General features: G+C 36.9%; 29 protein-coding genes. 13 read left to right on the forward strand and 16 right to left on the reverse strand.

What is annotated here, in order from left to right:
• Positions 1–166: 166 nt before the first annotated feature.
• The 4 genes from yhfH (GXK58_RS06605) to GXK58_RS06620 all read left to right on the forward strand — a co-directional run bounded on the left by yhfH (GXK58_RS06605) (position 167) and on the right by GXK58_RS06620 (position 1,125).
• Positions 167–301: a protein YhfH gene (yhfH, locus tag GXK58_RS06605; RefSeq protein WP_160721059.1), complete on the forward strand. Its 135-nt coding sequence runs from the start codon at positions 167–169 to the stop codon at positions 299–301.
• Positions 302–412: 111 nt separating this feature from the next.
• Complete coding sequence (gene yhfH, locus GXK58_RS06610) at positions 413–547, forward strand: protein YhfH (RefSeq protein ID WP_160721061.1); 135 nt, start codon at positions 413–415, stop codon at positions 545–547.
• A 124-nt stretch (positions 548–671) separates the two neighbouring features.
• On the forward strand, positions 672–857 hold the full coding sequence (locus GXK58_RS06615) for a hypothetical protein (RefSeq protein ID WP_160721062.1): 186 nt from the start codon (positions 672–674) through the stop codon (positions 855–857).
• 16 nt (positions 858–873) lie between these two features.
• On the forward strand, positions 874–1,125 hold the full coding sequence (locus GXK58_RS06620) for a transcriptional regulator SplA domain-containing protein (protein ID WP_442862456.1): 252 nt from the start codon (positions 874–876) through the stop codon (positions 1,123–1,125).
• A 48-nt stretch (positions 1,126–1,173) separates the two neighbouring features.
• On the opposite strand, the gene GXK58_RS06625 is transcribed toward GXK58_RS06620, so the two are convergent.
• The 4 genes from GXK58_RS06625 to GXK58_RS06640 all read right to left on the reverse strand — a co-directional run bounded on the left by GXK58_RS06625 (position 1,174) and on the right by GXK58_RS06640 (position 5,001).
• Positions 1,174–1,389 (reverse strand): cold-inducible protein YdjO-related protein, encoded by a 216-nt coding sequence (locus GXK58_RS06625; RefSeq protein ID WP_237389588.1) that lies wholly within the window; start codon positions 1,387–1,389, stop codon positions 1,174–1,176.
• A gap of 261 nt (positions 1,390–1,650) precedes the next feature.
• Entirely contained in the window at positions 1,651–3,579 is a 1,929-nt protein-coding gene (locus tag GXK58_RS06630) for an endonuclease MutS2 (RefSeq protein WP_160721063.1), read from the reverse strand.
• A 368-nt stretch (positions 3,580–3,947) separates the two neighbouring features.
• Positions 3,948–4,625, reverse strand: coding sequence for an LrgB family protein (locus GXK58_RS06635; protein ID WP_160721065.1), 678 nt, complete (start codon positions 4,623–4,625; stop codon positions 3,948–3,950).
• Positions 4,609–5,001, reverse strand: a complete 393-nt coding sequence (locus tag GXK58_RS06640; RefSeq protein WP_160721066.1) for a CidA/LrgA family protein — start codon at positions 4,999–5,001, stop codon at positions 4,609–4,611. Before GXK58_RS06640 ends, GXK58_RS06635 begins: the two co-directional genes overlap by 17 nt.
• 159 nt (positions 5,002–5,160) lie before the next feature.
• Between GXK58_RS06640 and GXK58_RS06645 the strand changes: the two genes are divergently transcribed.
• Complete coding sequence (locus GXK58_RS06645; protein ID WP_160721068.1) at positions 5,161–5,763, forward strand: SCO family protein; 603 nt, start codon at positions 5,161–5,163, stop codon at positions 5,761–5,763.
• Between the two features lie 365 nt (positions 5,764–6,128).
• Complete coding sequence (locus GXK58_RS06650) at positions 6,129–7,748, forward strand: ABC-F family ATP-binding cassette domain-containing protein (RefSeq protein ID WP_160721069.1); 1,620 nt, start codon at positions 6,129–6,131, stop codon at positions 7,746–7,748.
• Positions 7,749–7,805: 57 nt separating this feature from the next.
• Here the strand turns inward: GXK58_RS06650 and GXK58_RS06655 are convergent, their stop codons facing one another.
• Positions 7,806–7,946, reverse strand: coding sequence for a YuzL family protein (locus tag GXK58_RS06655; protein WP_160721070.1), 141 nt, complete (start codon positions 7,944–7,946; stop codon positions 7,806–7,808).
• Positions 7,947–8,047: 101 nt separating this feature from the next.
• Between GXK58_RS06655 and GXK58_RS06660 the strand changes: the two genes are divergently transcribed.
• A complete protein-coding gene (locus tag GXK58_RS06660; RefSeq protein ID WP_160721072.1) occupies positions 8,048–8,290 on the forward strand; it encodes a YkuS family protein in 243 nt (80 codons plus the stop codon).
• Between the two features lie 61 nt (positions 8,291–8,351).
• Here GXK58_RS06660 and GXK58_RS06665 read toward each other — a convergent pair whose 3' ends face one another.
• The 3 genes from GXK58_RS06665 to mprF form a co-directional block, all read right to left on the reverse strand.
• Entirely contained in the window at positions 8,352–8,831 is a 480-nt protein-coding gene (locus GXK58_RS06665) for an Hsp20/alpha crystallin family protein (protein ID WP_160721073.1), read from the reverse strand.
• 177 nt (positions 8,832–9,008) lie between these two features.
• A complete protein-coding gene (locus GXK58_RS06670) occupies positions 9,009–10,178 on the reverse strand; it encodes a D-alanyl-D-alanine carboxypeptidase family protein (protein WP_237389589.1) in 1,170 nt (389 codons plus the stop codon).
• A gap of 131 nt (positions 10,179–10,309) precedes the next feature.
• A complete protein-coding gene (gene mprF, locus GXK58_RS06675; protein WP_160721075.1) occupies positions 10,310–12,850 on the reverse strand; it encodes a bifunctional lysylphosphatidylglycerol flippase/synthetase MprF in 2,541 nt (846 codons plus the stop codon).
• A gap of 248 nt (positions 12,851–13,098) precedes the next feature.
• Between mprF and GXK58_RS06680 the strand changes: the two genes are divergently transcribed.
• The 5 genes from GXK58_RS06680 (at position 13,099) to GXK58_RS06700 (ending at position 18,911) form a co-directional block, all read left to right on the forward strand.
• A complete protein-coding gene (locus tag GXK58_RS06680; protein ID WP_160721076.1) occupies positions 13,099–13,551 on the forward strand; it encodes a cupredoxin domain-containing protein in 453 nt (150 codons plus the stop codon).
• Between the two features lie 324 nt (positions 13,552–13,875).
• Complete coding sequence (pflB, locus tag GXK58_RS06685) at positions 13,876–16,101, forward strand: formate C-acetyltransferase (RefSeq protein WP_160721077.1); 2,226 nt, start codon at positions 13,876–13,878, stop codon at positions 16,099–16,101.
• 60 nt (positions 16,102–16,161) lie between these two features.
• Entirely contained in the window at positions 16,162–16,914 is a 753-nt protein-coding gene (gene pflA, locus GXK58_RS06690) for a pyruvate formate-lyase-activating protein (RefSeq protein ID WP_202171326.1), read from the forward strand.
• 466 nt (positions 16,915–17,380) lie between these two features.
• Positions 17,381–18,181, forward strand: a complete 801-nt coding sequence (gene yidC, locus GXK58_RS06695) for a membrane protein insertase YidC (RefSeq protein ID WP_160721080.1) — start codon at positions 17,381–17,383, stop codon at positions 18,179–18,181.
• Positions 18,182–18,323: 142 nt separating this feature from the next.
• Complete coding sequence (locus GXK58_RS06700) at positions 18,324–18,911, forward strand: YhcN/YlaJ family sporulation lipoprotein (protein WP_160721081.1); 588 nt, start codon at positions 18,324–18,326, stop codon at positions 18,909–18,911.
• A 43-nt stretch (positions 18,912–18,954) separates the two neighbouring features.
• On the opposite strand, the gene GXK58_RS06705 is transcribed toward GXK58_RS06700, so the two are convergent.
• On the reverse strand, positions 18,955–19,158 hold the full coding sequence (locus GXK58_RS06705; protein WP_160722135.1) for a DUF6501 family protein: 204 nt from the start codon (positions 19,156–19,158) through the stop codon (positions 18,955–18,957).
• Between the two features lie 215 nt (positions 19,159–19,373).
• On the opposite strand from GXK58_RS06705, the gene sda reads away from it, so the two are divergent.
• Positions 19,374–19,502, forward strand: coding sequence for a sporulation histidine kinase inhibitor Sda (gene sda, locus GXK58_RS06710; protein WP_442862459.1), 129 nt, complete (start codon positions 19,374–19,376; stop codon positions 19,500–19,502).
• A gap of 66 nt (positions 19,503–19,568) precedes the next feature.
• Here the strand turns inward: sda and GXK58_RS06715 are convergent, their stop codons facing one another.
• From GXK58_RS06715 to GXK58_RS06740, 7 genes are all read right to left on the reverse strand, one after another.
• Complete coding sequence (locus tag GXK58_RS06715; RefSeq protein ID WP_160721084.1) at positions 19,569–20,969, reverse strand: HAMP domain-containing sensor histidine kinase; 1,401 nt, start codon at positions 20,967–20,969, stop codon at positions 19,569–19,571.
• On the reverse strand, positions 20,966–21,643 hold the full coding sequence (locus GXK58_RS06720) for a response regulator transcription factor (protein WP_160721086.1): 678 nt from the start codon (positions 21,641–21,643) through the stop codon (positions 20,966–20,968). Before GXK58_RS06720 ends, GXK58_RS06715 begins: the two co-directional genes overlap by 4 nt.
• Positions 21,644–21,671: 28 nt before the next feature.
• Positions 21,672–21,800 (reverse strand): hypothetical protein, encoded by a 129-nt coding sequence (locus GXK58_RS27490; RefSeq protein ID WP_272928127.1) that lies wholly within the window; start codon positions 21,798–21,800, stop codon positions 21,672–21,674.
• A 214-nt stretch (positions 21,801–22,014) separates the two neighbouring features.
• Positions 22,015–23,091, reverse strand: coding sequence for a tRNA 2-selenouridine(34) synthase MnmH (gene mnmH, locus GXK58_RS06725; RefSeq protein WP_160721087.1), 1,077 nt, complete (start codon positions 23,089–23,091; stop codon positions 22,015–22,017).
• Positions 23,092–23,324: 233 nt separating this feature from the next.
• Complete coding sequence (gene trpA, locus GXK58_RS06730) at positions 23,325–24,110, reverse strand: tryptophan synthase subunit alpha (RefSeq protein ID WP_160721089.1); 786 nt, start codon at positions 24,108–24,110, stop codon at positions 23,325–23,327.
• Position 24,111: 1 nt separating this feature from the next.
• Positions 24,112–25,311, reverse strand: coding sequence for a tryptophan synthase subunit beta (gene trpB / locus GXK58_RS06735; protein ID WP_160721090.1), 1,200 nt, complete (start codon positions 25,309–25,311; stop codon positions 24,112–24,114).
• On the reverse strand, positions 25,311–25,934 hold the full coding sequence (locus tag GXK58_RS06740) for a phosphoribosylanthranilate isomerase (RefSeq protein ID WP_160722136.1): 624 nt from the start codon (positions 25,932–25,934) through the stop codon (positions 25,311–25,313). The genes trpB and GXK58_RS06740 overlap by 1 nt, the downstream gene beginning before the upstream one ends.
• Position 25,935: the final 1 nt, after the last annotated feature.

A 25,935-nucleotide genomic window follows, 5' to 3' on the forward strand; every position in this document is an offset into this window, starting at 1 on the left:
CTACATACAACCAAAATAACTATAAATAGGCCTTAGGACAAATGACTCATTCTAATTTAATGGTCAAAATTTTTAAAAAAAGTCTACACAAAAAGAAGTTTTTCGTTTATACTGTACTATAACAAGAGAACAATTATTAAACTGTATTAATAAAGGAGAGGTTTTTATGTTAATGAATCCGATTGAATTTTTTCGCAGCTTACCAAAAAAGGAATGTCCAGAGTGTGGCCAACATATGGAAGAACAAGCTGAAAGTTACTTAATGGAATGTGACCGCTGTTTGTCTAAAAGAGAAGAGTAGTAATTTTCTGTATTTCAGCTGCAGGCACTGCTTGAATATTTTTTTCGCCTCGTTGTTCTATAACAATAGATTTTAAAATAAACTGTATTATTATTTGAGGAGGGGTTTTATATGTTGATCAGTCCTGTTGAATTTTTCCGGAGCCTGCCAAAAAAAGAATGCCCAGAGTGTGGGCAGCATATGGAGGAACAAGCTGAAAGCTATTTAATGGAATGCGACCATTGTTTATCAAAAAAGGAAGAATAAGGTAGTGAACTCCCCAAATCGAAGGGGAGTTTTTTTATAGTCAATATATTCCGCTAAGGAAAGAATTAGGAAGGCATAAACCATTTTCTATAGGTGAAACCTTTAAGATAAGGAGATGATTTATATGGCCAAGAAGAAAGACTATTTGACACCGGCAGATGAAGAACCACAAGTTACGATTGAAAACGGATCTATATTTCCAAATAAAAAAAACACACCGGGAGATTCGGTGAACGAGCACAAGGCACTTGAGGAAGCCAATATGATTATTACAGGGGATGAAATTAGACAGCAGAACGAAAATTTGTAAAGGAGGATGTTTTTAGATGAGTATGAAGAATTTAGATGATGCAAAACCAGGGGATGAAGTGTATGTTATATACCGTAACCCTCATGTACCATCTGTAGCAAATGTACAAGCTGCAGAAATTGTTCAACATCCTAAAGATCCTAATGCATTAGCCTTGTTTCTTAATGAGACCTTCCATGTAATCGAAGATGATGACGCCTTGTTCACATCATCAGAATCTGCACAGAAAGCATATGAAGACCATTTCTTTGAATTTGGTGAAGAATAAAAGACTGTCCTCTATACAGACAGTCTTTTATAACATATAGCAATTTATTTAAATTTTAGGCAGCTCTCTAATTTCTTCTAACATTTGGTTGCCGCACATCGGACATAGCAGGTCATCTGCGACAAAATCCTTTCTCATCCAGCCAATACAAGCATCATCTGAGCAAGAATATACCTCTGTGTCAACGAGAATGGTTTCAATTTCTTCTTTAGCCCTTTTACCGTAAAATATGGGAACCGCCTCCTTTTTTACTAGTATGCACAAAAAAGGTAATTTTCATTGCCTTAAATTTACTTACATGCAAGGAGTGTTACCAAAGCATGACATCTGCTAATAAGAGATATACCAAAGTCGGAACAGATATTGATGAAGTAAAACGACTAAACAGTCAATCTGGGCTAAGCTATAATGAAGTTAAATTACTGCTTGCACAACAATATTCAAATCAAAAAAAGTAGGTTTTTGCACTGAAAAGGAAACAGGATGTCCTCAGGAGGGCTTTTATAGACTTCAGGCGGAGACATCCTATTGCTTGTTATCTGTGTAATCGATCGTAATGTCTTCTTGATGCCCTTTGGATAAAAGCTTACTTTTCTTACGATTTTCCTTGGATTGAAACACAATATCAAAATCATAATCTTCAGGATATAGTTCAGCTGCGGCAATATATAGGGTCAGCCTTTTATGGTTGACTGATACTTTATCTCCCTTTACCTGAACCAGATAATTTCCAACCTCATCGGGCCCCTTATAAACAATTCCAAATTCATTTGATGGAGAAATCCTCACATTGTCACCTTGCCGATAAAGTGGAATCTCCGCCTTGGAAACCGTTTGCTTTTGCTGATATTTATTGATGATTACCTGTTTTTCTAATTCTTTTAATTTCCAAGGATCCTTCTCCTGGTTAAGATATTCTTTTTCTTCTTTATAGGTAATAGAATGTGCTCTCTTCACAATTTCGGGATGCATCCCTAATCTTAGTGCGATCGCAAACGCCTGACTCTCCCCTCCTCTGCCGATCACTAACCGGTATGTGGGCGAAAGCGTTGTTAAGTCAAACTCCATCGAGCCATTTAAAAACCCTTTATGTTCCTCTGCAAATTCTTTAATTTCACTATAATGAGTTGTAGCGAATAGGAACGATCCTTTTTTATAAAGTGTCTCCAAAATGGCAGTGGCAAGCCCCATTCCCTCACCAGGATCAGTCCCAGAGCCCAGCTCATCTAACATTGCTAATGTTCGGTCATTTGCTTCTTTTAAGATTTCAATGATATTAACGATCCTGGAACTAAAAGTACTTAAATTTTCTGTGATACTTTGACCGTCACCGATATCCACTAAAATCCGTTCGAATATTTTCAGATTACTCTCCTTAGCCGCTGGAATATGCAGCCCGCATTGAACCATTAACGTTAATAGTCCCACCGTTTTGATCGCAACGGTTTTTCCACCCGTGTTTGGTCCGGTGATTACCAATGCCTTTTCATCTTTTCCCATTGTAAAAGATAATGGAACAGCTTTTTCACCAAGCAGAGGGTGCCTTGCCTCTATTAATTTCAATTCATTAAACTGGTTAATATTTACCCTTGAACCGTTAATCATTCGGCAATATTTTGCCTTTGCAAATAAAAAATCATACTGAATCATGGTTTCCACTGCAAGACGGATTTGCTCCTCTTTTTGTTCGACCATTCCAGTTAAATAACTTAATACTTTTTGAACCTCTATTTCCTCATCCGAAAGAAGCCATGTCAATTGATCTTGAAAAATTGAGATTTCTTCTGGCTCGATAAAAAGAGTAGAACCTGATGCAGACGTATCAAGGACCGTTCCTTTTATTTTATTGCGGTATTCCTTCTTTATTGGTATACAATAGCGCCCGTTTCGTTGACTGACTACATTCTCCTGTAAATACGTTTTATATTTATTGGACCTGACCAATTGCATCGTTTTATCTTTCAAGCGCTCTTCTTGTATGGCCAGCTGCTTTCTTACTTTCAATAATTCCTTACTTGCATAATCATCTATCCTGCCCCCCCTGACACAGCGAATAATTTCAGCAGCGAGTTCAGGTAATTCATCGATAATTTCAACGTAGGCTGATACCCTAGGTGCATAATATGCTTTATCTTTCATAAACCTTCGTATCTTTCCACAGCAGTCCAAAAATTCATAAAGCTTCGATAATTGCTCTATTTTAAGTACTGCACCTTTATTCATGTTCCCGAGGATCATGGTCATTCCATCGAGACCGTGAAGAGGGACACTTGAACTAACCTCTAAGATCCGTACTGCCTCAGAAACCTCTTCAAGCCAAGCCTCTATTTGCTTTACATTTGTAGAGGGGACGAGATTCTGAATTTTTTCTTTACCTTCTTTAGTTAGGGCGAAGGCTGCTATTTCATCCTTAATTTTTTGAAATTCCAACTGGTTAAACGTATGTTGATTCATTTTTAAAGCCTCCCAAAATAAAAATAGCCGCAATGAACAATGTCATTGCGGCTTCAAAGTAAATGAATGGTGTACCCACCCATTCTTTCATACATATTAATCCAAAATAAAAACTGTCTACACGAGTGTACACAGCTACATTGGAAAAAGTGTATGCTTATGCTTGCCCATTGTTCTTAACCTCATTCCATACCTAAATAAGCCCTTCATCTTACAAAAAAATGAAAGATTATGATGAAATGAAAATATCCAATTGATTGGATTAGTTAAGAACGACACCTAACATAAAACATACTCCCTTATTAGAAAAGTTTAATTCTTTTATAGAATATGGCATTTTACAAGAATTGTCAACCAAATTTTACCTATTAAATAATAAAGTGGATAATGTAAGGAATGATAAACGAAGTAATAATAGCTGCAATGCCCATTGCTGCTCCGGACACAGCACCTTGGATTTCTCCTTCCTTCACTGCCTCAGCTGTTCCAATCCCATGTGCGATTGTACCAATTGCCAGACCCCTGGCAAATGGATCATCAATCTTAAACCAATTCAGTACTTTTGCCCCAAACATGGCACCCAGCATCCCGGTAACAATAACATACGCTGCGATTAAAGAGATATTCCCATGAATAATCCCCCCTATTTCCGCTGCCACTGGAACAGTAACAGATTTTACTGTTAAGCCAAGGAGATACATTTTAGAAAGGTGCAGTCCTTTTGCCATTAGCAGGGCTGAGAGAATAGTTGAAATACTGCCAATCAACAAACCTGTTACAGCCGCAACAATGTATTTTGCAAATAGAGCACGATTATTATAAATCGGGACCGCCAAAGAAACGGTAGCCGGTCCAAGCAGATAGGTCATAATTGATTTTGCGGGTTCATATTCCGAATAGGATATGTTGGAAGCCAGCAGAATGATAATAATAATGACGGTACTTAAGAAAACAGGGCTCGTTAATGGAGAAGAATATTTTTTCGTTATATAACGCGACGCCAAATAGACAAAAACAGTTAGTATAATACTATAAAGCGTGATCATGATGATTCACATTTTCCTTATGATTTCTTGCCATTACAGTTTGAGTGGTCTTACCTGCTATAACTATACCAATAAAAGCACTAATAAAAAGAATAAGTAATAAAATCCAGCCGACTTTCATGAAAGTCGCACCTAATGTCATTAAACCGACGGATATTGGAATAAAAAAGAACCCGAGATGTTTCAAGAGAAACTCTGAAGCCAGTTGGATTTGTTCTACCTTAATTAGACCTGACAAGAGCATTAGCAATAAAATGACTATTCCAATCACATTTCCGGGGATTTGCAAGTGCAGGTAATTAGTTACTAAATTCCCTGTTTGATAGATAACTATTAGGATGGCAAGTTGAAAGAAGAATTTTGCTGTTTTTTTCATATATACACCAGCTTCCTATTCTTGAAAGTTCAGATTTTAACCATTGTTTCATAATACAGTATAAAGGAATCATGTTTATCAAGCATCAGCTTTTTTTCACAAAATATCCATATCTTTTTTACAAAAACTTATTTATCTTTAGTGTAGGAGGGGATTGTTTTGAAAAGGATTTATATTATTTGCAGTCTTGTAATTTTTTTGGGGATAACCGGAGGAATTTCTTTTTTTCTTCTTAGAGATGCTAATGCTGCTATACCTGCTAATACTACCTTTACTACCCAAAATGGAGATATATTTATTTTCGGGAAAGATAAAACAAAGTTAAAGCTGGTCGAATTTATTTACACCCATTGCCCTGATGTTTGTCCAACCACTACACAAAAGATGATTGATTTAAAGAATGATTTATCGAAAAAAGGAGTATATGGAAGAGAAATAGAGTTTGTCACAATCACCATTGACCCTTACCGCGATACGCCTGAGATTTTGCAAGAATATAAAAAGGGGTTCGGAATAGAGAAAGATAATAACTGGATATTCTTAACTGGGGAAAAACAAAAAATAAAAGATAGTCAAACACAACTCCGTAAAATCACAAACGCCTTGCAATTTCAATATAAAGATCCTGGAAATGGTCAATTCATCCATTCTACCTTTACGTATCTAGTGGATGAAAATAATAAATTTATTGCAAAGTTTCCTATGGGAGAAGAGTTTAATAAACAAGATGTATATGACAAAGTACTCGAAAAATTAGAGTAATAAAAAAAGCGGTTAGTCCTTGGGATTAATCGCTTTTACTTTAATAATTCGGTTGAGGAATGAAGGATTTTATTTTATTTGCTGCAATGTTAATAGATAAGTGGACTTCGGTTTAGTTAGACTTGCTTTAATACCAGCTTTTTTTAATTTATTCACGAATTCAGTAAGCTGTTTTTTTGCCATACTATTCACCCTCTTTAATACTTCTTAAACCAATTTTACAACAAAATTATGAATAAAGTGTGAAAATGAAAAAATTTTTTTAGAAAATTTTTCTACTACTATAATCTATACCAAAAGAATTCGCTCTTGTTCTATTTTAATGATATAATGAGTAGATATTTTTGTTCTGGAGGATTACTACTATGATTACTGTAAGTAACGTAAGTTTAAGATATGGTGACCGAAAATTGTTTGAAGATGTAAATATTAAATTTACCCCTGGTAATTGCTATGGCCTAATCGGGGCTAATGGAGCAGGTAAATCAACATTTTTAAAAATTTTATCCGGTGAAATTGAAGCACAAACAGGAACCGTTCAATTAGGCCCTAATGAGCGGATGGCTGTGTTAAAGCAGAACCATTTTGAATATGAGGAATTTGAGGTACTCAAAACCGTTATTATGGGTCACGCTAGACTATATGAAGTGATGCAAGAAAAAGATGCTATATATATGAAGGAAAATTTCACCGACGAGGATGGCATGAAAGCTGCAGAGCTTGAGGGTGAATTTGCGGAATTAAATGGCTGGGAAGCTGAACCTGAAGCCGCGATTCTCTTAAAGGGCCTGGGTATTGGTGAAGACCTGCATTATAAAAAAATGGCTGACTTATCGGGTTCTGATAAGGTTAAGGTGTTGCTTGCGCAAGCCCTATTTGGCCGGCCAGATGTTTTACTTTTAGACGAACCGACAAACCATTTAGATATTAAGGCCATTCAATGGCTTGAGGATTTCTTAATCAACTTTGAAAACACTGTTATTGTGGTATCCCATGACCGGCATTTCTTAAATAAGGTTTGTACACACATTGCTGATTTGGATTTTAGTAAAATTCAAATTTATGTCGGAAACTATGATTTCTGGTATGAATCAAGTCAACTTGCATCAAGAATGGCTTCAGATGCAAACAAGAAAAAGGAAGAAAAAATTAAAGAACTTCAAAGCTTTATCGCCCGTTTTAGTGCCAATGCGTCTAAGTCTAAACAAGCAACATCACGTAAGAAGTTATTAGATAAGATTACACTTGATGATATCAGGCCGTCTTCCCGCCGTTATCCTTTTGTTGGATTCACGCCGGATCGTGAAATTGGGAATGATTTGCTGCACGTAGAAGGCCTAACTAAAACAATTGATGGTGAAAAGGTTTTAGATAATGTCAGCTTTTTTATGAACAAAGGAGATAAAATTGCGCTCGTTGGAACAAATGAATTGGCAAAAACCACTCTCTTTAAAATCTTAATGGGTGAAATGGAAGCTGACAGCGGTACATTTAAGTGGGGGATTACTACTTCACAGGCTTATTTCCCAAAAGATAACTCCGAGTATTTTGAGAACAGCGATTTAACTCTTGTCGATTGGCTTCGTCAGTTCTCTCCTAAAGATGATAGCGAAAGCTTCTTAAGAGGTTTCTTAGGAAGAATGCTGTTTTCCGGGGAAGAAGTATTAAAAAAGGCCAGTGTCCTTTCTGGTGGAGAAAAGGTTCGCTGTATGCTTTCAAAAATGATGTTGAATGGGGCCAATGTTCTTTTACTAGATGAACCTACCAACCATTTGGACTTAGAATCCATCACTGCCTTAAATAATGGATTAATCAACTTTAAAGGTTCAATGCTGTTTTCTTCACACGACCACCAATTCATCCAAACGATTGCTAATCGAATTTTTGAATTCACACCAAAAGGTTTAGTGGATAAACAGATGACATATGATGAGTATTTAGAGAATGAGGAAATTCAAAAGCAAGTAGCAGCAATGTATCAATAAAGGTAAAGAAACTCTTTAAAAAAAGGATGTCAAATACTTGGCATCCTTTTTGTCGTCTTAAAATCTTTTTTGTTTTTTTCGAGATGATGGTGCTTCTATTGAACCGGTTTCTGTTGTAGTCGTACCTTGACCTTCTACTTGCGGAGAATTAAGGCCGATCGTGGACGGATCCGCTTTACGTTTTCTGCCTCTCGACATTTCATACACCTCCCCTACTATCCTTTGGATAAATATCTCTGCTTATACGGAATATTTCCTAAAGGTTCAGGCAAAATAATCTACAGGAGGAGGTGTTTTGTATGGCAAAAGTTGGAGTAGAACAATCTCTTACAAACATTCAAGAAGCCTTAAGGGAAAAAGGTTATGATGTGGTAGAATTAAAGCAGGAGTCTGATGCTCAAAATTGTGATTGCTGTGTCGTTACTGGTCTTGATTCAAACGTGATGGGTATGTCTGATACCAGCACAAAAGGCTCTGTAATTGATGCAAATGGAATGTCTGCTGATGAGGTCTGCCGTCAAGTAGAGAGCAGACTGCAATAGGATTATAAAAGACTAAAGTATTTTCACACTTTAGTCTTTTTTGTCGGTTTAATATAGGTTCCTACTTAATCGGAATACTGTCACCTTTTTCTAATGTCCGTTCATAGCCCACCAGCAATAAGCCATTCCAAAAATTAGCAGTTAACTGACCTGGACTGATTGTATCAGGCAATGGGACCTGTCTCTCGAAATGACCATAAAACCTTTCTGAATGGATCATGGCTAATTGTGGATGAATAGGATCTGCCTTCCCTTTAATAATCAGTAAATTTTTATTAAGACCTAATTCAATATTTTCCTTGGTTACACCCGGAAGTTCAATTACTACTACCACTTTTTGCTCTCCTGCTAAAATATCAACCAAAGGAAAGGTTTTGTTTTCTTCTGATCGCTCAGACTCCCCACCCATCGTGGAGGAATTTTCGGCTTGTTCATTCATAAAATCTTTTGCAAATTCCTGATCAAAAATATTTTTCCAAAAGTCCCCCCCTTGCATACTTTTGGCGATGTCCATCCACTGTTTTAATTTTTCCATATCCATCTTTTGAGACCTCCTTGTGCAGGAATTGTCTTTCATAAAGTCCCGTAATCACTTCCTACTTCCATCATACGATTCATAATCGATAAATAATCCAATTTTCGCCCTTCTCAACTTTCATCCATACATAATCATCAAAAAAATAAGCCATGGAGGTCTCATCCTTCCATGGCAGGCAAATTAATATTCTCGCTGACCTTTTATACGTAACTTTAAGGCAATCGCAAGTAAAACAACCATCATAATTACGATCGAATTGATTAAGATGATCTCTTCCTCTTCCTGTTTTTGATTATCCTTTTTCGGTGTCTCTATAGCTGCAACTTTTGGTTTTGGAGGCTCCTTGTATGTTAATTGAACAGTCTGAACTAACTGCCCCTTATTATCAAGGATAGAAAGGAGACCATTGTCTGCAACATTCTTTAAACATCCACCGATCCGTTCTGTTATAAGCATATCGTTTTCGGGTGAAAATTCTTTTCGCTCAGCGGTTGTAAAAACTTCTCCCTTTTTAATAACTGTATGTTGAAAGTTCTTAAAACCATAATCCAATAAAACAGTGGTATCAATATATTTATCATTCTTTAAATTTGACTTTAAAACAACCGCAGTTAGTCTGATCTTTCCATTATCGGCAGTTGTGGCTAAGGTTTGTTTCGTTTCGCTGGTATATCCTGTCTTTCCCCCGGTAACCTCAGGATATAGAAACTCCCCCCGTAGCATTTTATGGTGGGTGACAATATTCGTTTGCCACGACTGTCCCTTCCACGGAAGTACTTTTGTTCCGAATATTTCCTTGAAGATAGGATTCTTTATAGCATAATTAGTTATTAGAGCCATATCCATTGCAGTTGTATAATGATTCGCATCAAACAAACCACTTGGGTTAGTAAAATGAGTATGGGTTACACCGATTTTCGCCCTCAAATAGTTATTTAAATTTTCTGCAAACTGCGGAACAGACCCATCAATCGATTCTGCAATGGCAACAGCCGCATCATTTCCTGAGTTAACTAACATACCTTGAAGAAGCATTTTTAATGGTACTTTCTCGCCTTCATTTAAATAAACACGGGTCCCATCTTGCCTGACTGCGTTTCCGCTTACCGTTACAATCCTATCTAATTGTCCCTTTTCTATCGCATAAATGGCTGTAGCAATTTTCGTTAAACTTGCCGGATACATTTTTTGGTTTGCATTCTTAGAGTAAAGCACCGCTCCTGTATCCGAATCTAGCAGTGCAGCCGCTTCACTTTTTAGAGGTAACTGTTGTATTTCCGCAGCAGCCACATGGAACTGATTAAAAATGAAAAAAATGACCATTATACTAATTTGCAAAAAACTTTTCACAAAGATACACCCTTACTTTTTTCATAGGATTCTCCTTGATTTTACCAGATAATTCATAGAAATAAAGTACTATACCAAAATTAATTTTTAACAACGTTTATTATACCAATAAAAAAAACGGTCGAATTGAATCAACCGTCCATCCTTTGTTCTTTTTTAGAAATAAGTAAAGCAATCTGGGCCATAGTAAACGGCAGAGAAGATTTTCTTCTATATGCCAAATATTTAGGCTCCCAAATATCCGTATATTTCTCGTTTAATTTTTGAAACCCTTGAAAATGATCAATAAAGTGACCATGTAAGAATATTTGAGCAGCTATTTTTTCACTTAAAAAGGAAAATCTCGATAAACCTTCATTTGATATCGGTGACATGCCCATATTAAATCGCTGGTACCCTTCTTTAATCGCCCAATCAACCGATGATAAGAAGAGAAAATCAATCATGCCTTCTGGCGCGGCTTGTTTCACTCTTATTAAGTCTACTGTAACTGTCTGATGGGCATCAGCTATATCCATTATGTTCATAAAACCAAGTATTTGGTCATGTCCATCTCTTACAATAGCGATTGGTGCTTTATTTAAATAGTCTTCATCGAAGAATCCAAGTGAAAACCCTTTTTCTTTACTCCCTAATAGCCATTCATCGGACACATTCTTTAATATTTCCAAAAGAGTTTTTGAATAAGGAGGATAAAGTATTTCAAAAAAATACTGGTCACTTAAAAACCTGTTTTTTACTTCTCTTAAACCTTTCATTTTTTCCTCTTCGAGTGAGAAATGATTCAGGTCAACAAAAGCTTCCTCCCCTAATTTAAAAAACGCAAAACCGTGACCGTGCAAGTAAGGAAGCATTTCATCACTAACTTGGTAGAAGACAGGGGTGTAGCCGTTCTTATCAGCAATTTCTTGGAGTTCTTCTATTGCATTTGAAAACTCTTGTTTTTCCCCCACAGGATCTCCAAGGATAATTAATTTATCCGCATATTTCTGGAAAGAGAATAATACATTCCTCTTTCTATTCCAAAATATATATTTATCATGCAAAAAAATTAAATGAGATAATATCTTTCCTGGATAAATGGATAAATGGTTAATAATCTCTGGCTCTTGGTCAATAGATTTATCCAGCTTCCACTTTTTTGGAAAACTAACCAAATAGCCTATAAAGAGAATACTGAAAGCAATAACTAGGCCAATTAATGCACTTGAAAACAAATCGCGGGAATCGACAATAACGTATGGGATCAGTTGCTTTGGAATCGTGATTTTAGCATTTGGAAGATTAAAGTAACCTATTAATATATACATAAACGTAACGATCAAAACAACTGCCACATCAAAGATTGTTTTTCCCCAGGTCAACACATAACTTTCACGATAAAATTGTCCTTTTGACACTCTTAGCAGAAGGGCAACGATAATTAAAAAAGCAGCTTCCTCATATTCAATCCCCTTAAAAATAGAGAATAAAGCAGCAAGAATCAGTGCAAGAATAGTTAAATCATAGGTTCTTTTTACACTGTATTCAATCCCTCGCGATAAACCTAATAAGAGAAATCCAGCCGCAACTGAGAGTTGATGGGATACATTGATAATTGGAAATGATAAAAGTTCCTGAGCCAGTCTGAGCCGCGACATAATCCCTGGGATACTAGCAGATAGAAGTAGAATTAATCCGGATAAAAAAACCAATATAGTTAAAATCACATGACTGATTCCCTGTAGGATAGCTTTAGGGAGCTGATTCCATAACTGATTCCATCTCTGCCAATATAACCGGACAAAAAATATAAGACTAATAATAAATGGAATAAAATAATAACCGATTCGGTAAAACAACAGAAGGACAAGAACCTTTTCTTCTGGTATTTGCAAATCCTGCAATCCCCACAGAAATACTACGTCAAATGAGCCTAAGCCTCCTGGAATCATGCTAATAATCCCTGCGCAGGCAGCAGTAATATAGACAGGGAACAAATCAAAAAATGAAATATGTATTCCTAGGATTCTTGTTAATACAAAAATCGCCGCGAATACCGCAAACCATTCGAAAATTGATACAACTACTAATTGAATAATCACTTTAAGCCTTAAGTTACTGTGATTGTCTTTACCAGATTTAAACATATGGATAACTAAAAAAGCAGGCAAGTAAAGCCCCACACCTATTACAGCCAGATAAAGCCAGCGCGTATGAACAAGCAACGGAAAGTTCCGAAAGTGGATCGTTACAAACCACGCTAGAAACGAAATCCCTGTAAGGTAAAAAAGAGATACAGCAGCAATAACTCCTAACAATTTACGCTTATCTTTTTCATGTTTATGAAAAAAGTATGTTCTTAACATTGCCCCAATCAGCCCGCCAAAGCCGATTAAATTTGAAAATGAGTTGGCGATAAAGGATTGCTCTATTAATTCTTTTTTAGATACTTCCAACTTTAATATTTTCACTAAGATTACATCATATAATATCATCGGAAGTACAGCTGCAAAGGATACAACAAAGACAAGTAAAAGCAGCCAAATATTTAGTTGATTCATTTCATTTTTAAGTAATTCCCCATTAATATTGCCAGTGAATTTTTTCATCTCTATGACTGTAAATATTAATAAAAGTACCGGAAAGGTAAACTTAATTACTTTAAATATCTTTTCTTTATTTATCCCCAACCAGATTACCACCTATTTTTTCATTCCTGTTTTTACTATAAACTGTTCAAAACGAAAAACAAAGAGTTATCTTTAATAAACAGGGCCCCTACTTGATAGTTTAGACAGATCTGTATCGGTTCAACCTCCATTGGACAAGGCTTTAAATAAAGAACGATAAATTTTTCCTATATATAATTAAAAGGAGACAAGTTTTCTAACCTGCTCAGCATAAGTATAAGTAGGACAAATTGTTGGGAGGAATACGGGTGAAATTTATCGTCTTTAAAAAAGAAACGCTGCTATTTTTTGTAGCAGTTGGAGTAGTTTTAGCTTCTATTTCTGCTTGGTTTATGCTTAAAGCTGGGGATACTACAGTATTTAATCAACAGCAAGATCAAAAAATTCGTCAAATCCATATGGTAACGGGCGAATTTAAAAGCACAATGAAAGATGGTAAAGAAATAGAGGCTTATCGCTGGGATCCTGGAACAATCGTCTTAAAAAAGGGAGAAAAGGTAAATTTAATCATAAGCGGCATTAATGGGGCAGAGCATCCTTTTTACATTGAAGGGACCTCAATTAAAGGAACAGTAAAAAAAGGCAAGAATACCCTTGTTCCTCTTCAATTCCAAAAATCAGGAACTTATCGGTTAATTTGTGAAGTTCATCCTGACCGAGCTCATAACGGTCCAATGATTGCCTATATTGTTGTTAATTAGAAGCAGGAATTTTACATTCCTGCTTTTTCACTTGTGGAAGGAAGCTGTTTCATCAGTTTTCACTATTAACACCTTGATATTATTGGTTTCTTTCTATATAACAGTTTAATAATTTTTTTATTATTTTATAGTACAGTTTTATCCCCCCACCATCTCCGTTCATAAAATATACATAATTAACCCCTAAAAACCCATTATTAACAGGGGTTCACAATTTCTTAACAATTCGGTTGATTTTTATCGATTTTCACCTGTTATACTTGGTACATGAAATAAATAACTTTCTGTTATATATTCTTCTACTAAACTAAGAGGTGAAAAATAATGGAACAATGGCAATGTTTTAATAAGGGAACTTGGTCAAAAGAAGTCAATGTACGCGATTTTATTTTAAGAAACTATAAACCATATGAAGGGGATGACTCCTTCCTAGCAGGTGCAACTGATGCTACTAATAAGCTTTGGGCACAAGTAATGGAATTAACAAAACAGGAACGTGAAAATGGCGGCGTTCTTGATATGGATACAGAGACAGTCTCAACGATTACCTCACATGGTCCTGGATACCTTGATGAAAATCTTGAAAAAGTGGTTGGTGTACAGACTGACAAACCTTTTAATCGTTCATTACAGCCTTTCGGCGGTATTCGAATGGCAAAGCAAGCATGTGCATCCTACGGATATGAAATGAATGCTGAAATTGAAAAGATTTTTACTGAATTCCGTAAAACCCATAATCAAGGTGTTTTTGATGCTTATACAGACGAAATGGCACTTGCTCGTAAAGCGGCTATCATTACAGGACTTCCTGATGCATATGGCCGCGGCCGGATCATTGGTGACTATCGCCGTGTGGCATTATATGGTATTGATTTCCTAATTAAACAAAAACAATTAGACAAAAAGAACACTTCAAGCGTAATGACAGCAGAAAATATTCAGCTTCGTGAAGAACTTGCCGAGCAAATCCGTGCATTAAATGAATTAAAAGAACTAGGAACAAGCTATGGATTTGACTTATCACGCCCTGCACAAAATGCTCAAGAAGCATTCCAATGGCTATACCTTGGCTATTTGGCAGCTATTAAAGAACAAAACGGTGCCGCAATGAGTCTTGGCCGTACATCAACATTCTTAGATATTTATATCGAAAGAGATCTTGAAAATGGTACATTAACTGAAGTAGAGGCACAAGAAATTGTTGACCACTTCATTATGAAGCTTCGCCTAGTAAAATTTGCCCGAACACCTGATTATAATGAATTATTCAGTGGTGACCCAACATGGGTTACAGAATCAATTGGAGGAATGGCACAAGATGGACGTTCACTTGTAACGAAAAACTCATTCCGTTTCCTTCATTCATTAGACAATTTAGGTCCAGCTCCTGAACCAAACTTAACTGTTTTATGGTCTTCACAGCTGCCTGAAAACTTCAAGAGATATTGTGCGAACATGTCAATCAAAACAAGTTCTATCCAATATGAAAATGATGACATTATGCGCCCTGAATACGGCGACGATTACGGAATTGCCTGCTGTGTGTCAGCAATGGAAATCGGAAAGCAAATGCAATTCTTCGGTGCTCGCGCTAACCTTGCAAAAGCTCTGCTTTACTCCATTAACGGCGGGGTTGATGAAAAGTTAAAGATCCAAGTAGGACCAAAATATCGTTCAATTACTTCTGATGTTCTTGATTACAATGAGGTTATGGAAAGTTTTGATCGAATGATGGAATGGCTTGCTGGTCTTTACATTAATACCTTAAATGTAATTCATTATATGCATGATAAATATAGCTACGAAAGAATCGAAATGGCTCTGCATGATACAAAAATCCTTCGTACAATGGCAACTGGTATCGCAGGTCTAAGTGTTGTAGCTGACTCATTAAGTGCCATCAAATATGGTGAAGTAAAAGTTATTCGTGATGAAAACGGCCTAGCTGTTGACTTTGAAATAACTGGCGACTTCCCTAAGTATGGTAATAATGATGACCGCGTTGATAGTATTGCTGTTGAAGTCGTTGAAACCTTTATGAAAAAATTACGTAAGCATGTAACCTATCGTGATTCACTTCATACTTTATCAGTCTTGACCATCACTTCTAACGTAGTTTATGGCAAGAAGACAGGTAACACTCCTGATGGACGTCGTGCCGGTGAACCATTTGCACCAGGTGCGAACCCAATGCACGGACGTGATACAAAAGGAACATTAGCTTCCCTTTCATCAGTTGCTAAGATTCCATATGCATATGCAATGGACGGTATCTCAAACACCTTCTCTATCGTACCAAAAGCTTTAGGTAAAGAAGAAGAAAACCGGATCACCAACCTTGTATCAATCTTAGATGGCTATTCTATCAAACAAGGTCATCACTTAAACGTTAACGTCTTTAACAGAGAAACATTAATCGATGCAATGGAGCATCCTGAACTATATCCACAATTAACCATTCGCGTATCTGGATATGCTGTAAACTTTATTAAATTAACTAAAGAACAACAGCTTGACGTTATTAACCGTACTTTCCACGAATCATTGTAATAAATAAATGGAGCACCACTTTTTCAAGGGGGCTCCGGCTTAAAAATAAGGGGGATCATCATCATGATGGGAAATATTCATTCTATAGAAACATTAGGAACTGTTGACGGACCAGGGATTCGTTATGTCATTTTTACACAGGGATGCTTATTGCGCTGCCAATTTTGCCACAACGCCGATACTTGGGAAATCGGTTCCGGTAAACAAATGACTGTTTCTGAAATCATGGATGATCTCACTAGTTATTTACCTTTCATTCAAGCATCAGGCGGCGGTATTACAGTAAGCGGCGGGGAGCCATTATTACAAATCCCCTTCCTAACAGAATTATTTAAAGAGTGTAAAAAGAAAGGAATTCATACCACTATTGATTCATCAGGAGGATGTTTTTCCCATTCTAAGCTCTTTATTGAACAATTAGGAGATCTATTACAATATACAGATTTAATATTACTTGATTTAAAACATATCAACCGAAAAAAACATATTCAACTTACAGGTATGGCCAATGATCATATTCTTGAATTTGCTAAATTCCTATCTGATCGGAAGGTACCTATTTGGGTACGCCATGTCCTTGTTCCAACTGTAACAGATGAACCAGAAGACTTGCAGAAACTCGGAGAGTTCATTGGAACTCTTGAAAATGTCCAAAAGATTGAAATACTTCCCTATCACAAACTTGGTGTTTACAAATGGGAAGCTCTTGGGCATGAATACCCACTAAAACATGTCGAGCCGCCAACTGAAGAAAAAGTGGAATTTGCTTATCAAATGTTGACAGCACATTGGAAAAAAGCATTAAAACACTGATTCAAAAGGATCAGTGTTTTTTCTTACTTTATGATTAGCAAAGTCTTCATATTATGGGATTTGGACAGTAATTAAATTGATTCTTTTCAGATTCTCCGATATACTCATATCATCGGAATTTTAAGCGAGGTGATAATTTTTGTTCCAATTGCTGATTGATCTTTCAGACATCAATGCCCTTAACGCCCTTTATGTAAGTATTTATCTAGGAATTACATTAAAATTTTTATGGGCTTGGGGTGTAGAATATTCATTTTTTGGTTCCCTTGCTGAATCTGCAAACACAAAAATTATTCACCCGTTAGTATTCTACCGGAAACAAAATGGTATAAATGGAAGCTTTATTCTTAATAGAATCGTTAAATATATTCGTAGAAAAAAATGCTCACAGGAAGATTCCGAAGAACCAATTTTCCTCCTCTTTAACTAACTGATACAAAAACACAAAGACATTTTAGGAGGAAATATGAAAAAGAAACGTTCTTCACTTATGCTATCAGGAATATTTATCTTTGCCATTCTGTTATTATCAGCTTGTTCTTCACAAGCATCTCAAACACAAACGACTAATAAAACCGGGTTTTTTCAAACCTATTTTGTTCATCCTTTCTCAACCATTATCCATTCAACCGCTGAATTTTTTGGCGGCAACTATGGCTTAGCTATTATCGCGGTTACACTCATTATCAGACTTGTATTAATGCCATTAATGCTTAAGCAATATAAAAATCAAATGGTTATGAAAGAAAAAATGGATGTATTAAAACCAGAAATGGATGTTATTCAAAAGAAAATGAAGACTGAAAAGGACCCTAAGAAAAAGCAGGAGCTTCAATCTGAAATGATGGGACTTTATCAAAAACATGGTGTTAATCCACTGAATATGGGTTGTTTGCCACTTCTCATTCAAATGCCTATTCTTACAGCCTTTTATTATGCCATTCGCGGTTCAAGTGAAATTGCAACACATCAATTCTTATGGTTTAGTCTAGGCCAGCCGGATATCATTATTACGATCATTGCTGGAATCGTCTATTACTTCCAATTCAAGGTCTCACAAACGAATATGCCAACTGCCCAGCAGCAGCAAATGAAAATGATGGGCTTGATGTCTCCCTTGATGATCGTAATGTTTTCTTTTAATGCTCCAGCTGCCCTCCCACTTTATTGGGTTGTCGGTGGTCTGTTTTTAACACTTCAAACCATGATCAGCCGGAAACTTTACCAAGCTAAAAAGCCTATAGAAACTCCCGTACATCAAAAATAATATCATTTGAAGAAGCATTGCTAGCAATGCTTCTTTTTTATTCCTTAAGAGTCCTAATTTCATCGATGAAATTAGGATATTTTATTCTAAAATAAGGGAACCTATCCCTATGGATAACTTAGGCGAAGGAGTGTTTTCATAAATGAATCAAAGGTCATTGGTGATTGTTTCCTTTCTGATTTGTTTTTATTTCACTGGCTGTTCAAAAAATAATGCAAATGATGATATTGCCAATCAGAATCGCATCTTAAATAACACAGAACCAACGAAAGTCAATTATAATACTCCTAATCATGGCGGCCCAGCTATTACAGGAGTTGATACCAGTGACCCTGAACTAGACAAAAATAGAAATAAAAGAAACAACCTTCCTGCAGCACCTAGAAAAACTTACGATTCATCCATGATTATTGCTGCCAGTCGAGCTGAAAAATATGTTAAGGATTTATCGGAAATTAACGATGCCAATATCATTGTCACAGATAATAACGCCTTTATTGCCGTAAAAATGGAAGCCTCCTATTCATTGACCTCGAAACTTAAAAATAAAATTACAAGAGCAGCTAAATCAGCTGACTCGAATATTGATAATGTTTACATATCGGAGGATGCAGAATTTTTTAACCAGATGAATCGATTTTCCAGGGTTATTAGTAATGGTAAAACCTCTTCCGGTTTCATTGATGAGTTTTCCGATACCATTCGCAGAGTTTTTCCAGATGCCCGTTAACAAACAAAAAAAGACTGGGAGGTCCCCCTCTCAGTCTTTTTTGTTATGCATCTTGAAAATATTCCTTGTAGAATCCGCCTACTTTACCGGAATTATCAATAATGTAATAAAACTCTTCTGTTTCGTTTTTCACATCATAAATTTTCCCTGTAGTTAAAGCATTATGAACAAGATACTTTTTTGCATCTGTATGAACACATTTTACTTTCTTTATGGTTTCACGATTTTTCCATGATAAATGAATCATTGCTGCCACCGTCCTTTTGATCATTGTCCAAGTATTAGTATAATCAATTGTCCCAATGATGTGCAACCATATCATTTTTTTACCCACCAAGAATTTATAGACCTTTTATTATTTTTCATAATTTTGGGTTCTCAAAATTATGATAAACTATTACAATAGTAAAAACTGAATATACAATCCATCTATCTGGAGGAGGCATTCTCAAATTGAAAATTATGAGTAACGAGCAGTTGGTCATATCGTATCGGGATGCATTAAAGTCTGGTGAAAAGGAATGGATTAAACTCTTAAAGGATGAAATAATGCGCAGGGGACTAAGACCTTTGAAAAAAATAAAAGTTTAGTTTAAATGAAAAGGCCGCTGAAAAAAAACAGCGGTCTTTTAACTCCTTATAAAGAGGGAAGTCCAATTAATAGCTGAATGGCAACACAATCTTTACTTTAGTTCCCACCCCTTCCTTACTCTCAATGGAAATAGATCCATTATATTTCTTGATGATTCTTTGAGCAATCGAGAGTCCAAGTCCCGTTCCTCCATTCTCTCGGCTGCGAGCTTTATCGACTCGATAAAAACGGTTAAATACCTTTGCTAAATGTTCACTTGGTATGCCTATTCCACTGTCCACTACCGAAACAATCATTTCTTCTCCTTCTTGTTTCGCACTTATCCAAACCGACTTATTATTAATTGAATATTGAATGGCATTATCCAATAAGATAATCATGATTTGCTCTAAATGCTGCCTTGAAATTGAAATTTTAGGCAGTGATGAACCCACTTCTAAAAAAAGATTATAATCCGGATGTACTATTTCCAAGCTTTTCACCAATTGTTGCAGTGTCTCCGATAGATCAGTCCATTCTTCATTTTTTATTCTTGGATGCTCGGCTCTTGTCATAAGTAACAGGTCGTTGATTAATTTTTTTAATCTTGTAACTTCTTGGACTGAAGCTTCAAGCGATTCATCTAGGATCACGGGGTCCTTTTTCCCCCATCTGTTCAATAATGATAGATGCCCTTCCAAAATCGAAACAGGTGTCCTTAGTTCATGCGAGGCATCCTCTACAAATTGTTTTTGCAGCAAGAATGATTTCTCAATTTCATCCATCATTTCATTAAAAACATTGGTCAGGGCTGTCAATTCATCCTTTTGTTTATATATGACCATTCTCTCTTGAAAGCCTTTTTCCTTGATATCCTTCATTGCCATCGCTAAGTCTTTTACGGGTTTTAATAATTGTTTAGCCAATAAAAATCCGCTTATTGCACTAAAAAGAATCGCAGCAAGTCCGAATATTGTCATTACCCAGAAAAGGTTACCCATCATTCTGCGATAGGTGCTTAATTGACGGACGATTTCTATCGTTCCTGTAAAGTTATCCCCCTTTAAAGGCGCTCTTGCCACATACGCTTCAATTCCTTCAACTGACACCTTTTGTGTGACAAGTTTACTTGTGGGAGAAGCCTCTAAAACTGGAAAATCCCCATTTTTATCTGAAACGATAACATTCCCATTTTGGTCATAAACCCTGATTAATTGATCTTTATCATTCATTTCCCTTAAAAAAGTTTGAGTTTTCTCGATGTCCTCATGTTTTAGCTTATGTGGCCTTGAATTGTAAAATGTAGTTATATCACTCATGGTTCGATTGATGGCAATTTCTTCACGATTCATCATCCATTTTGAAACCGTATGATATTCTAAGAAACTAAATAAAAAAAATGTCAGAAATATGGCTGTGGAACTGCTTAAGATTAGTTTTGTCTGCCAAGGAAAACGATTAAATTGACTGCTGACTTTCCTGATCATCGCATAACATACCCTATTCCCCGAACTGTATGAATATAATGCCCCTCATTTGGGTCTTCAATTTTGTTTCTTAAGTATCGTATATAGACATCCACAACATTCGTTTCGACACCTGTGCTATAGCCCCAAACCTTATTTAGGAGTACTTCTCTGGTTAATACAATGTTTATGTTACTCATGAAGGTAATTAATAAATCATACTCCCGCTTTGTAAGACTAATGACGGTTTCCCCTTTTTTGACAACACATGATTCCAATTCCACAACTAGGTCTTTAAAATCAAGCGTCGTCACTTCATTAGTTTGAAGTGCCTCAACCCTCCTGAATAGCGACCTCAGTCTGGCCAATAACTCTTCAATTGCAAATGGTTTAATAATATAATCATCTGCGCCGCTATCAAGTCCAGAAACTCGATCAAGCACACTATCACGAGCCGTGATCATAATAATTGGAATCGTTTTATTCGATTGCCTTATTCTCCTGCAAACCTCCAATCCATTCAGTTCGGGAAGTAATAAATCGAGGAGAATGGCGTCCCAACTCTCAGAAAGCGCTAATTGCAATCCACTGCGTCCGTCTGTGGCAACGGTTGTTTCATAGCCCTCATGCTGCATTTCAAGCTCTATAAATCTAGCCAGGCTCTTTTCATCTTCAATGATTAATAATTTTGACATACTCCCACACTCACATTATGTTTTATATTTATTTTAACTGATGTTTATCTCGAATAAAATCAAAGACTGCATGGATAATTTCAATGGATTGGTAGGAAACGAGAGAAAGTGCAGTTAACGAAAAGAAGCCAACCATGATTAATCGAAACCAAAACATGTTGTATTCCTCCTAATTGAACTTTTTTTCAATACCTAGATAATTGTTGATTCTAATTAGAGAGATTGGGTGGATGTGTTGGTGGATATTACAATTCTAACTCCTATCTTTGAGACTGCCGTGAGAAAAAGATTAGAATCTCCTTAGAAAATGGGAGAAAAATAAATAAGCACACGACTGTATAAGGGCCGTGTGCTTACAACTATCTTTTTAATTATACGCGGCTATTGGTTTCAAACTTGGGAAGAAATGATAATTCCCTAAGTTTGAAGTCAATCTTCTCCGCTGCATCTTCCGGATTATCAGCATAGATATCAAAAAATGCACCAATATAATCTTGTCTCGCATGGTCATACCGAGGGTCATAATAATGTTCAAGTAAAACGCTAATCAATTCATGATAATTTTTTTGATCAAGTGCCTCAACTAATGTTTTCCTAATTTCAGTATCCCTAACCCGTTTTAAAACCTTTTCGATACCTAAAGATATTTTTTCATCATACCATGGTTCCTGTTCATAAGGCATGACATATTCAGAAACAAGATGCTTAACCCTTTGTTCAAGAGAGGAATGGATATAGATATTCAATCCATTAAATTTGACGTCCATCAGTTTTTCGGGCTGGACTGCTTTGCCAATTCTCTTACTTTCTGCTTCAACGATACTATACTCGCTTCCGCGGATTTCAGTAAGTCCCTTATATAAAAGTGAATCAAATGTTTTCTGATTGTGACCTTCACCGAGACCTATTGTGCCGAATATGGAGCCACGATGACCCGCCATCGCTTCTAAATCCAGTACAGGATAACCTTTTTTCTTTAAAACTTTCAAAACCTCGGTTTTTCCTACACCTGTCATTCCGTGGATAACAACAGCTTTCTCTGGAATCCATGTTGGTATTTCTTCTAAGATGTGATGACGATAGGCTTTATACCCTCCTACCAGTCTCCAAGCATAGATACCTGCAAACTCTAAGAAAGTTACTACAGCTTTGCTGCGCATGCCACCACGCCAGCAATGGATGACTAACTCCCCATCTGATTGATGAGATTTAATGGTTTTCAAAAGGTCAGGAATCTTAGGAGAAACGAATTCCATCGCCTTCCATTTTGCAGCAGCTTGGCCCTCTTGCTTATAAATTGTACCAATAACTTGACGCTCTTCATTTGTAAATAGCGGTACATTTATGGCACCTGGAATCATTCCATCTTCAAACTCAATCGGTGAGCGAATATCAATAACGACCGCGTCCTTGAGGTTTAAGAGCTCTTCAACTGTTATTTCCTTCATTTCTATCTGCTCCTAGCAAAAAAAATCTATAAAAAACAAACAAACTTCCACTTCTGGAAGTTTCAACAAACTTTCGTCATCATGAAAAAGTGTTTTTCTCATTATGATTATATACTTATTATAAAGAAGTTAATCCATGCTATCAAGAAATTCAAAATCCATGCCAGGAATTAACACTTCGCTAAAAAAATAAAAAGGTCCGCCTCCCAAAAACAGAAGCGGACTCCTACTTTTTATAAAACCTTTGATCCCTGTTTTACAATTGACATCAACTCTTCCATTTCACTACGTCGATTTTGTTCAAAAAGGTCAACAATCTTACTGCCTACGATGACCCCATCACAATATTTTGTTATTTCTTCAATTTGCTCTTTAGCTGAAATCCCGAATCCAGCCAAAACCGGAATAGAACTAACTTCTTTTACCGTTGATATAAATTTCGTTAATTCCGCATCGTACTCATTCCTTACCCCAGTGATACCTTTCACGGTAACTGTATATAAGAATCCTCTGCCCTTACTTGAAATCTCCTTAATTCGTTCAATTGGAGTCGTCATGGTTACTAAACGTATCAATTCCACATTTGCGGCTTCTAGCTCGGTTACAATGATATCCTCCTCCTCAATCGGAAGGTCAGGAATAATGCAGCCGTCTACGCCCGCTTGCTGGATATCACGGACAAACTCAGATATTCCGTAAGAATAAATTGGATTTAAATAGGTCATGAGGACGATTGGTACCGATACTGCCTTTCTTGCCTTTTCAATCTCCTTAACAATCCCTTTCAGTGTCGTCCCCTTCTCAAGTGCACGTAGACCCGCAGCCTGAATGGTTGGCCCATCTGCGACGGGATCAGAAAAAGGAACGCCCACCTCAATAGCTGTTGCACCAAACTTTTCAAGTAATATTAGTCTATCAACTAAATTTTCTAATCCCCCGTCACCTGCCATTAAGTAGGGAACAAAGGCTTTTTTATTTTCTTGTTTTAAGGTTGAAAACGACTTTTCAAAACGATTCATGTTAATTCCTCCCCTCTAGTTTTGCTCTTACAGCATCTACATCCTTATCGCCACGTCCGGATAAACAGATGACGATCCTCTCAGTCTCTTTCATTTCCGCTGCAAGTTTAACCGCATAAGCAACTGCATGCGAACTTTCAAGAGCAGGAATAATTCCTTCGAGTTTTGATAAAAGCTGAAAGGCATCTAGGGCCTCTTGGTCTGTAATTGATACATAATTTGCTCTGCCGCTGTCTTTTAAGTAACTATGTTCAGGTCCTACCCCAGGATAATCCAGCCCTGCTGAAATCGAATGAGCCTCCTGGATTTGTCCATCATCATTCTGTAATAAATACATTAAAGAACCATGGAGGACACCTGGTCTCCCTTTTGTTAAGGAAGCGGCATGAAATTTAGTTTCCACACCCTGTCCTGCTGCCTCGACCCCAACTAAACGAACCCCTGCATCCTCGATAAATGGATAAAACATACCAATTGAATTACTGCCGCCGCCGATACATGCCACAACTGCATCAGGAAGCGTTCCCTCTTTCGCTAAGAATTGCTCCTTCGTCTCTTTACCGATCACACTTTGAAAATCTCTGACCATCATTGGGAATGGATGGGGACCCATAGCCGACCCTAATAAGTAGTGTGTATCATCGACATTCGTCACCCAATATCTCAATGCTTCGTTAACCGCATCCTTTAATGTGGCACTGCCTGATGATACGCCTACAACCTTTGCACCGAGCAGCTCCATTCGAAAGACGTTTAAGGCTTGCCGTTTAATGTCTTCTTCCCCCATAAATATGACACAATCAAGATTTAATAATGCACAAACTGTAGCTGTCGCCACACCATGCTGTCCAGCACCCGTTTCAGCAACAATTCTTCTTTTCCCCATTCGGACAGCAAGCAGAGCCTGGCCAATGGCATTGTTTATTTTATGTGCGCCCGTATGGTTCAAATCTTCTCTTTTTAGATAAATTTTTGCCCCGCCCGCACGTTTCGTTAAATTTTCAGCAAAATATAATGGCGTCTCTCTGCCAACATATTCTTTTAGCAAACTAGCAATCTCCTCTTGAAAAGCAAGGTCCTTTTTTGCTTCTTCATAGGCATCATTTAATTCGTTGACTGCCTTCATCAGTGTCTCTGGTACAAATCTTCCTCCAAAAATTCCAAAGTGGCCTTTCTCATTCGGCAATGTATAGGTGCCCATTATCGTTTTCCTCCTACTGGTAAAGTTTTCACTTTTTCAATAAATGCTTTTATTTTAGTTAGATCTTTTATTCCATTTGTCTCAACTCCAGAGCTTACATCGACCATATAAGGATTGATGATTTGGATAGCCTCTTCTACATTCTCAAGATGTAATCCCCCGGCGAGAATGACCTTTTTCCCTTCTAAGTAAGAAGTGTTAACTTGCTGCCAATCAAAGACAATCCCATTTCCCCCGCGATATTTCCCTTTTGGCCCATCGAGCAGGATATAATCAGTGGGAAATTGGGTGATCTCACTTAACGCTTCATTCCCTTCAAAACTGATTGCTTTTACAACCGGGAAAGAGAGAGATTGACAAAAGGAAGCTGGTTCTTCTCCGTGAAGTTGTATATGGGTTAAACCTGCAATGGATGCTATCCTTTCAATTTCTTCCTTTGTTTCATTTACAAACACACCGATTTTTAATACTTCTGCAGGTAATACGGAGACGATATCTTTTGCTTTTTCAGGTGTAACCTTCCGTTTACTTTCTGCAAATACCAATCCTATGGCGTCTGCACCATATTCGGCAGCTTTAAGGGCAGTCTCACTGTCCATGAGTCCGCATATTTTTACTTTAATG

The sequence above is a fragment of the Bacillus sp. USDA818B3_A genome, assembly GCF_009928415.1.
GTDB lineage: Bacteria > Bacillota > Bacilli > Bacillales > Cytobacillaceae > Neobacillus.

Coding starts and splice junctions, on each gene's coding strand:
- yhfH (WP_160721059.1), top strand. CDS start 167: ATGTTAATGAATCCGATTGAATTTTTTCGCAGCTTACCAAAAAAGGAA.
- yhfH (WP_160721061.1), top strand. CDS start 413: ATGTTGATCAGTCCTGTTGAATTTTTCCGGAGCCTGCCAAAAAAAGAA.
- GXK58_RS06615 (WP_160721062.1), top strand. CDS start 672: ATGGCCAAGAAGAAAGACTATTTGACACCGGCAGATGAAGAACCACAA.
- GXK58_RS06620 (WP_442862456.1), top strand. CDS start 874: ATGAGTATGAAGAATTTAGATGATGCAAAACCAGGGGATGAAGTGTAT.
- GXK58_RS06630 (WP_160721063.1), bottom strand. CDS start 3,579: ATGAATCAACATACGTTTAACCAGTTGGAATTTCAAAAAATTAAGGAT.
- GXK58_RS06635 (WP_160721065.1), bottom strand. CDS start 4,625: ATGATCACGCTTTATAGTATTATACTAACTGTTTTTGTCTATTTGGCG.
- GXK58_RS06640 (WP_160721066.1), bottom strand. CDS start 5,001: ATGAAAAAAACAGCAAAATTCTTCTTTCAACTTGCCATCCTAATAGTT.
- GXK58_RS06650 (WP_160721069.1), top strand. CDS start 6,129: ATGATTACTGTAAGTAACGTAAGTTTAAGATATGGTGACCGAAAATTG.
- GXK58_RS06655 (WP_160721070.1), bottom strand. CDS start 7,946: ATGTCGAGAGGCAGAAAACGTAAAGCGGATCCGTCCACGATCGGCCTT.
- GXK58_RS06660 (WP_160721072.1), top strand. CDS start 8,048: ATGGCAAAAGTTGGAGTAGAACAATCTCTTACAAACATTCAAGAAGCC.
- GXK58_RS06665 (WP_160721073.1), bottom strand. CDS start 8,831: ATGGATATGGAAAAATTAAAACAGTGGATGGACATCGCCAAAAGTATG.
- pflB (WP_160721077.1), top strand. CDS start 13,876: ATGGAACAATGGCAATGTTTTAATAAGGGAACTTGGTCAAAAGAAGTC.
- yidC (WP_160721080.1), top strand. CDS start 17,381: ATGAAAAAGAAACGTTCTTCACTTATGCTATCAGGAATATTTATCTTT.
- GXK58_RS06700 (WP_160721081.1), top strand. CDS start 18,324: ATGAATCAAAGGTCATTGGTGATTGTTTCCTTTCTGATTTGTTTTTAT.
- GXK58_RS06705 (WP_160722135.1), bottom strand. CDS start 19,158: ATGATTCATTTATCATGGAAAAATCGTGAAACCATAAAGAAAGTAAAA.
- sda (WP_442862459.1), top strand. CDS start 19,374: ATGAGTAACGAGCAGTTGGTCATATCGTATCGGGATGCATTAAAGTCT.
- GXK58_RS06715 (WP_160721084.1), bottom strand. CDS start 20,969: ATGATCAGGAAAGTCAGCAGTCAATTTAATCGTTTTCCTTGGCAGACA.
- GXK58_RS06720 (WP_160721086.1), bottom strand. CDS start 21,643: ATGTCAAAATTATTAATCATTGAAGATGAAAAGAGCCTGGCTAGATTT.
- GXK58_RS27490 (WP_272928127.1), bottom strand. CDS start 21,800: ATGTTTTGGTTTCGATTAATCATGGTTGGCTTCTTTTCGTTAACTGCA.
- mnmH (WP_160721087.1), bottom strand. CDS start 23,091: ATGAAGGAAATAACAGTTGAAGAGCTCTTAAACCTCAAGGACGCGGTC.
- trpA (WP_160721089.1), bottom strand. CDS start 24,110: ATGAATCGTTTTGAAAAGTCGTTTTCAACCTTAAAACAAGAAAATAAA.
- trpB (WP_160721090.1), bottom strand. CDS start 25,311: ATGGGCACCTATACATTGCCGAATGAGAAAGGCCACTTTGGAATTTTT.